Origin of the sequence: Micromonospora trifolii (assembly GCF_050516465.1) — a bacterium.
Taxonomy (GTDB): domain Bacteria; phylum Actinomycetota; class Actinomycetes; order Mycobacteriales; family Micromonosporaceae; genus Micromonospora; species Micromonospora trifolii.
On record NZ_CP191526.1, the window covers coordinates 2,346,505 to 2,359,572 of the forward strand.

Sequence of the window (13,068 nt, forward strand, 5' to 3'; positions counted from 1 at the left end):
ATGGCCGAGACCGTGACCCCCACGGTGGACGACACCCCGCCTCCGGCGAGCACTCGCCAGGAGCGGCGCGGCTGGTACATCTACGACTGGGCCAACTCCGCGTTCCAGACCACAGTCATCACGGTGTTTCTGGGCCCGTTCATCACCACCGTCGCCGAGTTGGCCGCCGGGTGCGAGTTGGGCGCGGACACCTGCGACGGGTACGTGTACCCGCTGGGCATCCGGGTGGCGGCCGGGTCCTACTACCCGTATCTGATCTCGCTGTCGGTGTTCCTCACCGTGTTCGTGCTGCCGGTGATCGGGGCGATCGCCGACCGGTCGGCGCACAAGAAGCGGCTGCTCGGTGGCGCCGCGTTCACCGGCGCCGGCGCGACCGTCGCGATGATCTTCGTCACCGGTGACCGCTACCTGCTCGGTGGGGCGCTCTTCCTGGTCGCCAACATCTCCTTCGGCGCGGCCGTCGTGGTCTACAACTCGTTCCTGCCGCAGCTCGGCGGCCCGGACGAACGCGACGGCATCTCCAGCCGCGGCTGGGCGCTGGGCTACCTGGGCGGTGGCCTGCTGCTGGCGTTCAACCTGGTCGCGGTCACCCTGTTCAGCGAGGACGACAACCCGCAGCGCACCCTGGACCTGGCCCGCTGGTCGATCGTCTCCGCCGGGGTGTGGTGGGCGGTGTTCACCCTGGTGCCGCTGCGCTGGCTGCGGGAACGCCCCAGCGCGGCGGCGGCGCTCGCCCGGCGGGGCAACGTGCTCACCGACGGGTTCCGGCAGCTGGGCCGCACCCTGCGGGAGATCAAGGCGTACCCGTTGACGCTGTTCTTCCTGCTGGCGTTCCTGGTCTACAACGACGGCATCCAGACCGTCATCACCCTGGCCAGCCAGTACGGCACCGAGGAACTGCGGCTGGACCAGAGCACCCTGATCATCACCATCCTGCTGGTGCAGTTCCTCGCCTTCGGGGGCGCGTTGAGCCTCGGCGCGCTGGCCAAGCGCATCGGCGCCTGGAAGACCGTGCTGCTCAGCCTGGTCCTCTGGACCGGTGTGATCATCGGCGCGTTCCGGCTGCCGGCCGAGGCGCCGGTGCCGTTCATGGTCCTCGGCGCGGCCATCGGCCTGGTCCTCGGCGGCAGCCAGGCGCTGAGCCGGTCGCTGTTCAGCCAGCTCATCCCGGCCGGGAAGGAAGGCGAGTACTACGGCTTCTACGAGATCAGCGACAAGGGCACCAGCTGGCTCGGCCCGCTCGCCTTCGGCCTGGTGTTCCAACTCACCGCCTCGTACCGGGTGGGCCTGGTCTCACTGCTGATCTTCTTCGTGGTCGGGTTCCTACTCCTCGCCGCCGTGCCGATCCGCCGTGCCATCGTGGCCGCGGGCAACACGCCACCCCGGGTGCTCTGAGCACGGGTCCCGCGCCCAACCGATTCGGGCCGGTCAATGGGCTAGGCTGCCCGACCGTGACCGACGACGCCGCCACCGCACCGACCTGCCTGGCCCACCCGTTCCCCGGCCAGCCACACGCCCCGGCCGGGTGCGCGGCCGCGCGCGGGCTCGACGGGCGTCCGGTGCACGCGGCGGCGTTGAAGTTCTTCTGGGGGCCGATGGACTGCGGCAAGTCCACGATGGCGTTGCAGATGAACTACAACCACGCCCGGCAGGGCCGGCGCGGGCTGGTCACCACCCGCATCGACCGGTCGCTGGGACCGCAGGTCACCACCCGCATCGGCCTGGCCCACGAGGCCATCGAGGTCACCGACGACCTGGACCTGCGGGCCCTGGTGCGCGGCCGGTGGGCCGACGGGGTACGCGTCGACTACCTGATCTGCGACGAGGCGTGCTTCTACACCGTCGAGCACGTCGAGCAGATGGCCGAGCTGGTCGACAGCTACGACGTCGACGTGTTCGCTTTCGGCCTGGCCACCGACTTCCGGTCGCGGCTGTTCCCCGCCGCGCAACGCCTGTTCGAGCTGGCCGACGAGGTGGCCCGCATCCAGGTCGAGGTGCTCTGCTGGTGCGGCCGCGAAGGGTTGCTCAACGCCCGGGTCGTCAACGGGCGGGTCGTCCGTGAGGGCGCCCAGGTCGTCATCGGCGACACCGTCGACACCGCCGAGGTGCGCTACCAGGTGCTCTGCCGCCGGCACTACCGCAGCGGCGACCTCGGCCCCCGCGACTGAGGCGCCCCTGCGAGGGCCGGCCACCCCCGTGGTGGGGACGACCGGCCCTGGTACGGGTGGATCAGCCCACGCAGACCTGCTGCGCCCTGACGTTCCACCCCGCGGCGAACGCGACGATCTCCCGTCCGGTCGACTCCGCGCTGTCCAGCGCAGCCCTGGGCAGCAGGGTCGCCACCGAACCGGCCCCGGTGAGCCCGGTCAGCACCGCACCGACCCCCGCGGTCTGCGACCCCGCCGCGCAGACCGGCGTGGTCACCGACTTTGGCGCGTTCGCGTTGAACGCGCTCGTCGCCTCGGTCAACGCCATCGCCGGCAGCGGGTTGGCGCAGAACGCCTGGGTCTGCAACGTGAAGTTGCCCGGCGCGCCGAACACGTACGCCGTGCTCGACACCGAGTTGAGCGCCGATGTGAACGCCAACTCGTCGATCGCCACGGCGGCGTTGGCGTTGTCGATCCGGTACCCGCCGCCGAAGGTCTTCTTGCCCGCCGGGCAGACGGCGGTGATGCCCACCTTGTCGAGTGCGTTGTTCGTCGACGTAGTGGTGACCAGTTGCAGGCCCGCCACCGCCCCGGCCGGTGCGCAGACCGCGAACGCGTCCACCGACCACGGCACGTTCGTGGCGTTGGCCTCCACGCCCAGCACGGTCACCGTGTGCAGGGTGGCGTCGGCGTACACGCGGGTCATCAGGACGTCGCCCTGACCGTCGTTGATGCGCCCACCGGCACCGACCACCTGGTCGGCGCCGTTGCAGGAGATGGCCATCGTCTTGGGGTTCGTCGCGTCCAGGACGCTGGTGGCGGCGACCCGGTACAGGCCGACCGACGCCTGCGCCGGGGTCACCGGTGCGAGCAACGTCGTGGCCGCCGCCATGCCGGTCAGCACTGCCAGACCAGCCAGTTTCCGCTTCATTGATCTTCCCTCCGCACTGCCTCGTCGACTGTCGACGACGGCTGTGGGATCAGACTCCGCACGGCTGTCAGGAGGGCGTCAGCAGCGCGTCGTACTGACGCCACGATGACGTGTGGCTGCGACCCTGCGCGCGACGTCATCGTGGCGTCGGCGGGCTCCGGACGGGGCCCACGAACAGGAGGTTCCATCATGCGTACCCGAGCGTCGGTGGCGGCGGTACTGGCTGCCCTACTGCTCAGCGCCGGTCTGGTCGGCGGCGGCGCGGCGCACGCCGACCCGAACGCGAACCCGTGCGCCACCACCGACGGCGACCCGATCATGGGCACCGAGGGCGACGACATCATCTACGGCGGTGGCGGACCCGACGAGATCTACGGGCTCGGTGGCGACGACACCATCTACGGCGGCGGTGGCGTCGACACGATCCACGGCGGCTGGGGTGACGACACCATCTACGGTGAGGGCTGCGGGGACTTCATCGCCGGCGGCGGCGGCGCCGACCTGCTCGCCGGCCTGGAAGGCAACGACGTCCTCTCCGGCGCCCACGGCGCCGACCTGCTGATCGGGGTGGCCGGCGACACCGTCACGGGTGGCACCGGCGGTGACACCCTCGACGGTGGGCCCGGGGAGGACACCTGCGCGGAGGACGCCGAGGTCGACCTCGGCGCGATCTTCTACTCGTACGTGCAGACCGACGCGGGCAGCGTGAACTTCTACAGCTGCTGACCGGCGCGTCTGCGCAGCAGACCCGGGTCCGGGGGCGGTGCGTCGATCGCGCGCATCGCCCCGGACCACCTGTCGAACGCCCGGCGGGCCTCCCCGTGCCGGCCGGCGCCGACCAGCGTCGCGACCAGCGCGCGGTGCGCCCACTCGTCGTAGGAGTCGGCGTCGAGCAGCCGGACCAGGGTGGTGGCGGCCCGGTCGGCGTGTCCGTCGCGCCGGTACAGGCGGGCGAGTTCGCGCAGCGCCCGCAACCACACCGAGCGGGTCTGTTCGCGTAGCCCGTCGGCCCAGTCCTCGTACGGCTCGTCGGCGAAGGCGTCGCCCCGGTAGGCGGCGTCCACCTCGGCGAGCAGTTCGCGGGCCCGTGCCGGGTCGCCGTCGCGACCGAGGCGCTCGGCCCGCGGCACGTCGGCGAGGAGGCGCTCCGCGTCGACGACCACCCGGGTCAGGTCGACGCGTACGCCGGTCAGGTCGGCGCGCACGTACCGGTCGACGGGCCACCGGCGGGGCGGGTCGAGCACGGCCCGCACGGCGGACAGCAGCACCGACAGGCGGTGCGCGGTGCGCCTCGGCTCGTCGTCGGGCCACAACAGCTCACACAGTTCGGCGCGCCCGATGGCACGGCCACGCCGGGCGACGAGGATCTTCAGCAGCGTACGGGCCTGCCGGGACCGCCACGCCGGCAGCGGGACCTCCCGCCCGCCGACGATGACCTCGAACCGGCCGAGCACCCGCACCTCGACGGCGCCGCTCCCGGCGGAGGTCTCGGACAACTGCCGCCCGTCGACAGTCTCGACCCCGAGCGCCACCAACCGGTCGGCGGCCAGCTGCGCCGCCGACCGCTGCGCGCCGTCGGCGCCCGGGATGCGGCCGAGCAGGACGACGGTCTGCTCGGCGGCCGGGGTCGCGCCCGCCGCCTGCCAGATCTCTGCGGCCTCCAGCAACGCGGCGCGGCTCGCGGCCGGCTCGGCGGCGACCGCGGCGGTGAGCTCCAACGCCTCCGCCAACGCGTCGGACTGCCGACCGGCCCGGGCCGCGCCGACCGCATCGGCCGCCCGCCGCCGGGCCAACCCCAGATCACCCCCGGCGTACGCCACCCAGCCCGTCGCGACCAGCGCGTACGAGAGCAGGTACGCCGGTGCCAGACGGTGCGCCTCGTCGGCGGCGGCGCGGGCGGCCGCGAGGTCGACGCAAACGCCCTCGCACCGCAGCCGAGCCAGGCCGACCAGCGCCGGAATGAGCACCTGGAGGTCTCCCACGTCGCGGGCCAGCTCCACCGCCTCGGCGAAGGCCGCCAACGCCTCCTCGCGCCGGCCGAGGCGGCGACTGACCTCGGCGATCCCGTAGACACCGGCCGCCGCCCGGCGCAGCCCCAACCGCTGCGAGACCGAGGTGGACCGGCTGAAGTGCAGCGACGCCTCCTCGTAGCGCCCGAGCCGCAGCAGCGCCTCACCGGCGTTGTGCAACGCGGTCACCAGCACACCCGGCGGGCCGGCGAGTTCCGCCGCGCGGACGGCCCGCACGGCGGTGGCCAGCGCCGACGGGTAACGGGCCTCCCGCAGCAGGCAGTGCGCCTGGTTGACCAGGACTCGCGCCTGCTGGACCAGGTCGCCCGCGCGTTCGGCCGCCGCCAGGGCATCCGCGAGGTGCCCGTCGCGGCGGGTGCCGGACGAGGTCAGTGCCGCCGCTATGTGCGCCGCCGCCAACGGGCCGTCCTCGTTGAGGTGCTGCGCCGCGGCGAGCGCCCGGGTCCCGGTGGTGATGGCGTCCTCGACCTGGCCGAGCTGGGCGAGGGTGCTGGCGCGGCACGCCAGCACCAGCACGTCGTCCGGGCCGGGCGGGACGACCGTCGGCTGTGTACCGGCCAGGTCGAGCACGGCCAGGGCGCCCGCGTAGTCGGCGCGCAGGTACGGCACCATCGCCGCCCGCCAGAGCAACCGTGCCGGCCAGCGACGGTCCCGGTCCGCCTGCGCCAGCAGCGGGGCGAAGACCCGTGCCGCCTGGGTCACCGAGCCGGACATTCGCAGCGCCTCACCGTGGATCAGCCGGATGTCGGGGCTCTGCTCGGCCTGCGGTAACGCGGTGACCAGGTCGGTGACCTCGGGCGCCCCGCCGGCGGCGAGCATCTCGCCGCCGTGGCGCGCGATCAGGTGGGCGCACCGGGCGGTGTCCCCCGCGTCGTTCAGGGCTCGGGCCGCCGCCAGCGGGTACGCATTGGCGAGGTACCAGTCGGCGGCGGCGTCCAGCCGACGGCGTTCTGCGGCTTCGGGCCGGCCCGGTTGCTGCGCCAACACCTCGGCGAGCACCCGGACCAGCTGCAACGTCGGCGGCGTGCGACCGGGGTGCCGGCGGGGGTGGGCGACCAACAGCCCGGTGCGGGTCGCCCAGCGCAACGCCTCCGCGGTGCCCTCGGCCGTGGCGTGACAGCCGACGGCCGCACACAGCGGCGCGCTGATCGGGTCGAGGTCGTGGACGCGACCGAGCAGCCGCGCCACCGGCGGGGGCATTTCGGCGAGGACCTCGTCGCGGGCGAAGTGCCCGCCCGCGGTGCCGGGCTCGGTCAGGGCCGCGAGCAGCTCCCGCCGGCCGACGCCCTGCCGGCCGAGGGCGTCACCGGCGAGGTGCACCCACGCTGGCCAGCCGGCGGTCAGCTCGTACACCAGGTAGGCCAGGTCACTGTCGGGCACCGCGTGCTCGTCGCGCAGGATCCGGGCGACCGCGTCCCGGTTGAGGGCGAGCGTCTCCGGCCCGCGCTCGACGACGGGTACGGCACAGGCGCTCAGCGTCGCGGCGGCCAGCGGGTGCCGGGCCGCCAGCGTCACCGCCGGCTGACCCGGCAGCGCGGTCAACAGGCGTACCAGGGTCAGTTGGTCGTCCTCGGCGAGCGCGGACACCTCGTCCACCGCGACCCGTTCCAGGGGCTGCGTGGTCGTCGGCGGGCCGGTGGCGTGTGCGGCCGCCTCGATCAGGTCGGTCGCCCGGTGACAGGTTGTCGGGCCGTCTCCACCGATGGTCTCCAGGGCTGTGGTCTTGCCGTAGCCGGCGGCGGCGACCAGCACCAACCACCGCTGTGGCCAGGTCTGTTGCGCGGTCGTCATCGGGTCGCCTCCGCTCGTCCGAGCACTGCGGAAGGTCACCCGGAGGGCCGGTGACCCACGCTAACCACCTGCCGGCCCGCCGACGGTGCCGTTGTCCTAGAACCGACCGACGCGGCCGGACGGTCAGGACGCCTGCCGGGCGTGGGCCCGTACCCGGAACCGGTCGGTCAGGATCACGGCGACCGTCACCGCCAACGCCACCGCGGCGCACACCGCGACGGGCGCCCCCAGCACCACACCGACCGGCATCAAGGCCAGCAAAAGCACCACCGCCGCGATCCGGCTGGTCGGCAGGGTCCGCCACAGCACCGCCTTGTAGCCGGCGTGCCCGGCGAGGAACAGCGCCGGGCCACCCAGGGTGAACAGCACGGCGACCGTGGTGGCGGGGGCACCGGGCTCGCGCAGGAGCAGCTCGTCGCCCGCCGACGTGACGATGATCCCGGCGACCATCACGGGGTGCAGGTAGTTGAACGCCAGCCGGCCCAACGCGCCGGTGCGCTCACCGGCGCGCGCGATGACCTCCGCTGCCGCCGGGGCCGACCGGGCGAAGTACACCCACCACAGCGCCACCGAACCAGCGAACGCCAGCACGAACGCACCGACCATCGTCAGGTCCAGATGCTGCGCGAGTGTGCTTCCAGTGACGAGGATCGACTCGCCCAGGGCGATGAGGATGAACGCCTGGCACCGCTCAGCCAGGTGCCCGCCCTCCACCATCCACTGCTCGGCGGGGCTACGGCCCAGACCGGGCACCGGGAACCCGGTCGACAGGCCAATCACCTCGATCACGATCGCCGCCGCCCACAGCGTCTCCTGGAAGGCTCCACCGAGTACGGCGCCGAACACCACGAGCAGCGACGTTCCGACGAACCACGGCAGCGCCTTCTGAAACCCGTCGACCAGCCATGGCTGGCCCCGCACCGCCCACAACGCGAACACGGTGCGGCCCACCTGGACGACCAGGTAGACCAGCGCGAAGACCAGCCCGCCGCCGGCGAAGGCCTCGGGGATAGCCGCGGAGAGCAGCAGGCTGCCCAGCATCAGCGCGATCAGCAGCGCCCGCACCGGTGCCTGGTCGGGTCGCAGCCAATTCGTTCCCCAGGCGGTGTAGATCCAGACGAACCAGACCAGCGCCAGCACGAGCGCGGTACGCGCGGCGCCACGCCAGTCGGGGTGGGCGATCAGGTAATGCGCCAACTGGGTGGTGGTGAAGATGAAGACCAGGTCGAAGAAGAGCTCCGTCGACGTGGTCGGCTCCACCCCCCGACGCTCGCGCAGCAACCAGGGCCGCTTCGGTCGGACGACCGGGGGGTCAGAAGGGGTCACCGCACACCCGCCAGTTCCCGTCCTCACGGACCACCGGCAGGCGACGTTCCTCGCTGAGCCCGCCGTCGCGGGTCACCTTCACGGTCACCGTGCCGTGCGGTCGTCCGCTGCGGGTGGCGACCGACACGTCGGTGATCTCGTAGTCGGTGACCATCGGCGGCGTCCGCACCCAACTGGTGAAGCCGATCGCGCTCCACCGGCTGCGCGCGTCCTCGCAGAGCCGCTCGTACGCCCGGTCGCTGTCGCCGAGAGCCACCTCGCTGAGGAAACCGTCGGCGGTCTCCCGGATCGGGCCGGCGGCCTGCCGGACGGTCTGGAGGTTCCAGGCGCCCAACCCGGCCACCCCCACGCAGCACAGCGCCACACCGAACCCGGCGAACGCCAACCCGGTGCGCATCGGGCGGTGACGCCGGGCCGGTCGGCTCCACGACTGGCCCGCACCCACGACTACCGACCGTAGAGAACACGCTCGCACCGACGGGCGACAAGCCGGAAACTGGGTGCGCCCGATGGGCGGGTGTGCCCTGTTCGCGGCGGCCCCGCATCGTCTACCGTCGGCGCACACCCCCGAGCAGTGCCAGGAGTCGATCGATGAGCCGCTTCGTGCAGCCGGTACCACCCCCCGTCGACCCGTACGCCGGCGATGGCCTGCTGCGGTCCTGGCTGGAGCGTCACCTCGGCCCGGGCGGGCACGCCGCCGCGAAGGGCCGTCTCGAGGACCTGGCCGCCGACGTCACCGGCCCGCTGCGCGCGGCGCACGCCGACGCGGAAGCGCACCCGCCGATGCTGGTCCGCTACGACCCGTGGGGTGCCCGGATCGACCGCATCGACACCTCCGCCGGTTGGCAGGCGCAACGCGCCGCCGCCGCCCGACACGCCGTGGTCGCGCTGCCCTACCTGCCGGACGCCCGGGGCACCTGGGGTGCTGCCGCGCGGGTCGTGCAACACGCCCTGCTGCACCTGTACGGGCCGGAGTCGGCGACGTTCTCCTGCCCGGTGGCGATGGCCGACGGGGCGGCGGCGTTGCTCAGCACGCCCGACGTCGACGCCACGGTCCGCGACGCGTGGCTGCCCCGGCTGATCTCCACGGACCCGGCCACGGCGATCACCAGCGGGCAGTGGATGACCGAGTCGCAGGGTGGCTCCGATCTGGGCCGTTCCAGCACGCTCGGCCGACCCGCGGCGGACGGTTCGTGGCGGCTGACCGGGGAGAAGTGGTTCTGCTCCGCCGCCGACGCGGCGATGGCGGTGGCGCTGGCCCGGCCGGAGGGCGCCGGGCGGGGCAGCCGGGTGCTCGCCCCGTTCCTCGTGCCCCGGTACGCGGTCGACTCACCGTTGGCCGACGGCGCGGCGCCGGGCGCACCCGCACCGGGTGTCACAGTGCACCGGCTCAAGGACAAGCTCGGCACCCGGGCGCTGCCCACCGCCGAGATCGGCCTGCGCGACGCGTACGCCCTCCCGCTGGGTGATCCGGCGGTGCCCGGTCTGGCCCGGGCGATGACCCTGGTCGTGGTGACCCGGGTGCACAACGCCGCGGCGGCGGCCGGCGGGATGCGACGGGGTCTCGCCTACGCCCGCGCGTACGCCGAGGTGCGGCACGTCGCCGGCGGCCCGTTGGTGTCCTCGCCGCTGCACCGCGCCACCCTGGGCACGCTCGCGGTCGACGCGGCGGGCGCGTTCGCCCTCGCCGGGCACGCTTTCGCCCTGCTCGGGCGGGTCGAGGTCGGCGCCGACCCGGAGGCCGCGGCGGAGCTGCGCATCGTGGCGCCGTTGGCAAAGTTGGCCACCGGACGGCTCGCCGTCAGCTCCGCCAGCGAGTACGTGGAGAGCTTCGGCGGGGCCGGCTACGTGGAGGACACCGGCGTGCCGCGGCTGCTGCGCGACGCTCAGGTGCTGCCGATCTGGGAGGGCACCACCAATGTGCTGGCCCTGGACGTGCTGCGCGCGCTGACCCGGGAGGACGCCGGGGCGCCGCTGCTGAGCCGGCTGGCCGCCGCCGTCGACCTGGCGCGGCCGCTGTCGCCGGTGCTGGCCGACACCCTGGCCGCCGTCGCCGCGCAGTTGGCGGAGACCATCACCGCGGTGACCGTCGACCCGGGGGCGTCGGCGGTGCTCGCGGGCGCCCGCGGTCTGGCGTTGCGCCTGGCGTACGCGCTGACCACCGCGTTGCTCGTCGAGCACGCCGCGTGGGGGGACGAGCAGGCGGAGTTGGCCGCCCGGCTGTGGGCGCGCCGCTGGCTGCGGCACGAGGAGATCGCCGAGGACGCCCACCACCACCTCGACCTGCTCTGCTGACCGGCCGGCGCGAGCGGACGGGTGGGCGGCCATGTCGGTGCTGATCGAGCTGGGTGACGACCGGGGCGCGCCCCTGGAGGAGCGCCGGCCACCGCCGCAGGTGTCCCGCCGGTGGCGGGTAGCGGTGCTGGTGGCGGCCTGTGTCCTACTCGGCGGTGCCGCCCCGGCCGCGCGCCTGACGCCCCAGGTCGGGCCGCCGGTGCCCGCCCGGGCGACAGTGCTCGGCGCGGGGCCGCTGCTGCTGGTCGTCGACCCCGACCCGAACCCGCCGACGCTGAGCGCCTACGACGCGGCCGCGCCGGACGGCCCGCCGCGGTGGCGGGTCACCGTGCCGCCCGCCGCCGGGTGGTCCGCCGAGGTCGCCGGTGACCTGTTGCTGCTGGTCGAGCGCGACCAGGCGCTCGGAGCACGGGTGACCACGGCGAGGTCGTTGCGTACCGGCCAGCCGTTGTGGCGGCGACCCGAGCGGGTGTACGCGGCCGGGAACGCGGCGGTTGCGGTGAGGGAGGTGCGCAGCGCCGCCGAACCGGGACGGCGGGTCGAGGGCACGGTGCACGGCGTCGACCCGGCCACCGGCGCGACCCGGTGGTCGGTCCCGCTGCCCTCCACGGCGGTGCTGCGGGCGCTGCCCGGCCTGCCCGGGCGGGTGCTGCTGGTGCAGGACGACGGACTGGCCCGGCTGCTCGACGCCCGCGACGGCACCGAACGTGGGCGGGGACAGCTTCCGCCGGCCGACTACGGCCCGGACAATCCCCAGGTCGTCGGGGCGCACCTGGTGCTGCGTCACCCGAGCGGAGGCGCGGTGGCGCTGACCGGCTACGACCTACCCGGGCTGGCACCGCGCTGGCGGACGCCGGCGCAGCCGGGTGAGTTGACGCTGCGGCCCTGCCAGGGCCTGATCTGCGGGCAGGACGAGCAGGGACGCTGGGCGATCGACGCGGGCACCGGGGTGCGGGTGTGGACGTGGCCGGCCGGGGCGCGCTGGCGCACCGTGGCGGGCCCACGGGTCGCCACGGAACCTTTGGTGGTGCTGGGAATGGCGGCGGACGGCAGGCGCTCCCTGGTCGCGACGGTGGGACGCGACGGTCATCGGGTGTCCGCGGTGCTCCCGGCGGGTGTGACCGACTGCCGACGGGTCGGCGCCGGGCTGATCTGCCGCGACGGCACGGCCCGTGTGACGTTCTGGCCCCTCGACGCCCCCTGACCCCGGGTCAGCGCAGGGGGCCTCGGGCAACGGCCGCGCGCATCGTCCCCGGATCGCCGGCTGGGACGAACTCCAGCCACCAGGTGGCGCCGGCGGCGGCCAGCTCACCGAGGTAGGCCCGTTCGGTGCGCTCGTCGGAACGGCGCCGCCGACCGCCGACCGCCACGTCGAACGGCTGACCGTCGGCGCGCGTCGACGGCAGGGCGTTCGCCAGGTCGTGTACCTCGTCGGGGGTGAAGTCGGACCACCCGTCGGTGTCGGTGAGCTTGTACGGCACGATGCCGTCGGCGCGGGCGGCCCGGCGGCGCACCGCCCCGGCCTGGGTACTCCCGCCGACCCAGACCGGCACCCGCGGTGACTGCACCGGCGCGGGCCGCAGCGACACCCCGTCGGCGCGGTAGTGGGTGCCCTGGTGGTTGACCCGCCCACCGCTGAGCAGCCCGGTCAGCAGGTCGAGACCCTCGTCGAGCATCGCGGCCCGCACGGACACCTCGGTCTGCTCGCCGAAGGCGGCCAGGCCCCGGTCGCCGGGGTCGCCGACACCGACCGCCACGGTGGCCCGGCCCGCGCTGAGGTGGTCGAGGGTGAGGACCTCCCGCGCCAACTTCGCCGGGCGACGCCGGGGCAGCGCGGTGACAGTGGTGCCCAGTCGCACCCGGTCGGTGCGCCCGGCGATCGCGGCGAGGACCAGCCATGGGTCGTAGGTGAACGGCTCGTCGCCGGAATAGTGGATCAGATAGTCCTCCAGGAACACGCCGTCCCATCCGGCGCGCTCGGCCAGCTCACCGAGCTCGACCAGGGTGGACACCGCGACCGAGGACCCGCCGCAGGAGATCTCCAGACCGTGTCTCATCCACCGACCGTAGGGCGGGGGCCCGACACTCGGCCGCGGCGAGTGTCGCGGGGCCGGAGTTGTCGGACCTCGGCGGCATACTGCCGGCGTGACAGCTTCTGCCGACCTCGCGATGGTCAACCTCGACAGTTCCGATCCCGCCGGCCACGCCGCGTTCTACCACGAGGCGCTGGGCTGGGAGGTCACCCACAGCCAACCGGAGTACGCGATGATCAGCTCCGGTGGCGTCTCCATCGGCTTCGGGCTGGTCGAGGGCTACCGACCGCCCTCCTGGCCGGACCAGACCGGTGACAAGCGCTACCACCTGGATCTCTACGTCGACGACCTGGCGGCGGCGGAGGAGAAGTTCGTCGCCGCGGGCGCGTCGAAGCCGGCCTTCCAGCCCGGTGGTGAGCGGTGGGTGGTGCTTCTCGACCCGATCGGGCAGCCGTTCTGCATCTGCCCGCGTCCGCAGGGCTGACGCCGCCCGCGCTGCTCAGCCGCGGCAGCGC

At 74.0% G+C, this 13,068-nt stretch carries 11 protein-coding genes; 6 read left to right on the plus strand and 5 right to left on the minus strand.

Features of this window, described 5'->3' with window-relative positions:
• Positions 1-1,395, plus strand: a complete 1,395-nt coding sequence (locus ACQRWP_RS10895; protein ID WP_430502110.1) for an MFS transporter — start codon at positions 1-3, stop codon at positions 1,393-1,395.
• 56 nt (positions 1,396-1,451) lie between these two features.
• Positions 1,452-2,168: a thymidine kinase gene (locus tag ACQRWP_RS10900; RefSeq protein ID WP_430502111.1), complete on the plus strand. Its 717-nt coding sequence runs from the start codon at positions 1,452-1,454 to the stop codon at positions 2,166-2,168.
• 61 nt (positions 2,169-2,229) lie between these two features.
• Here ACQRWP_RS10900 and ACQRWP_RS10905 read toward each other — a convergent pair whose 3' ends face one another.
• Positions 2,230-3,078, minus strand: coding sequence for a hypothetical protein (locus ACQRWP_RS10905; RefSeq protein ID WP_430502112.1), 849 nt, complete (start codon positions 3,076-3,078; stop codon positions 2,230-2,232).
• A 189-nt stretch (positions 3,079-3,267) separates the two neighbouring features.
• On the opposite strand from ACQRWP_RS10905, the gene ACQRWP_RS10910 reads away from it, so the two are divergent.
• Positions 3,268-3,804: a calcium-binding protein gene (locus tag ACQRWP_RS10910; RefSeq protein WP_430502113.1), complete on the plus strand. Its 537-nt coding sequence runs from the start codon at positions 3,268-3,270 to the stop codon at positions 3,802-3,804.
• Here ACQRWP_RS10910 and ACQRWP_RS10915 read toward each other — a convergent pair.
• The 3 genes from ACQRWP_RS10915 to ACQRWP_RS10925 form a co-directional block, all read right to left on the minus strand.
• Positions 3,792-6,899: a BTAD domain-containing putative transcriptional regulator gene (locus ACQRWP_RS10915; RefSeq protein ID WP_430502114.1), complete on the minus strand. Its 3,108-nt coding sequence runs from the start codon at positions 6,897-6,899 to the stop codon at positions 3,792-3,794. The genes ACQRWP_RS10910 and ACQRWP_RS10915 overlap by 13 nt on opposite strands.
• Positions 6,900-7,022: 123 nt before the next feature.
• Positions 7,023-8,159: a low temperature requirement protein A gene (locus ACQRWP_RS10920; RefSeq protein ID WP_430502115.1), complete on the minus strand. Its 1,137-nt coding sequence runs from the start codon at positions 8,157-8,159 to the stop codon at positions 7,023-7,025.
• Positions 8,160-8,211: 52 nt separating this feature from the next.
• Positions 8,212-8,670 carry a hypothetical protein gene (locus tag ACQRWP_RS10925; protein ID WP_430502116.1) on the minus strand — a complete coding sequence of 153 codons (459 nt, stop codon included), beginning with the start codon at positions 8,668-8,670 and terminating at the stop codon, positions 8,212-8,214.
• Between the two features lie 146 nt (positions 8,671-8,816).
• Here ACQRWP_RS10925 and ACQRWP_RS10930 point away from each other — a divergent pair, with 146 nt between their 5' ends.
• Positions 8,817-10,520: an acyl-CoA dehydrogenase family protein gene (locus ACQRWP_RS10930; RefSeq protein ID WP_430502117.1), complete on the plus strand. Its 1,704-nt coding sequence runs from the start codon at positions 8,817-8,819 to the stop codon at positions 10,518-10,520.
• Positions 10,521-10,551: 31 nt separating this feature from the next.
• On the plus strand, positions 10,552-11,724 hold the full coding sequence (locus ACQRWP_RS10935) for a PQQ-binding-like beta-propeller repeat protein (protein WP_430502118.1): 1,173 nt from the start codon (positions 10,552-10,554) through the stop codon (positions 11,722-11,724).
• 7 nt (positions 11,725-11,731) lie between these two features.
• On the opposite strand, the gene ACQRWP_RS10940 is transcribed toward ACQRWP_RS10935, so the two are convergent.
• Positions 11,732-12,577, minus strand: coding sequence for an LLM class flavin-dependent oxidoreductase (locus ACQRWP_RS10940; protein WP_430502119.1), 846 nt, complete (start codon positions 12,575-12,577; stop codon positions 11,732-11,734).
• Between the two features lie 88 nt (positions 12,578-12,665).
• On the opposite strand from ACQRWP_RS10940, the gene ACQRWP_RS10945 reads away from it, so the two are divergent.
• Entirely contained in the window at positions 12,666-13,037 is a 372-nt protein-coding gene (locus ACQRWP_RS10945; protein WP_430502120.1) for a VOC family protein, read from the plus strand.
• Positions 13,038-13,068 lie beyond the last annotated feature (31 nt).

Bases quoted from the DNA above. Each gene is read 5' to 3' on its own strand.
- ACQRWP_RS10940 (WP_430502119.1), bottom strand. From the start codon at position 12,577: ATGAGACACGGTCTGGAGATCTCCTGCGGCGGGTCCTCGGTCGCGGTG.
- ACQRWP_RS10895 (WP_430502110.1), top strand. From the start codon at position 1: ATGGCCGAGACCGTGACCCCCACGGTGGACGACACCCCGCCTCCGGCG.
- ACQRWP_RS10910 (WP_430502113.1), top strand. From the start codon at position 3,268: ATGCGTACCCGAGCGTCGGTGGCGGCGGTACTGGCTGCCCTACTGCTC.
- ACQRWP_RS10915 (WP_430502114.1), bottom strand. From the start codon at position 6,899: ATGACGACCGCGCAACAGACCTGGCCACAGCGGTGGTTGGTGCTGGTC.
- ACQRWP_RS10905 (WP_430502112.1), bottom strand. From the start codon at position 3,078: ATGAAGCGGAAACTGGCTGGTCTGGCAGTGCTGACCGGCATGGCGGCG.
- ACQRWP_RS10930 (WP_430502117.1), top strand. From the start codon at position 8,817: ATGAGCCGCTTCGTGCAGCCGGTACCACCCCCCGTCGACCCGTACGCC.
- ACQRWP_RS10935 (WP_430502118.1), top strand. From the start codon at position 10,552: ATGTCGGTGCTGATCGAGCTGGGTGACGACCGGGGCGCGCCCCTGGAG.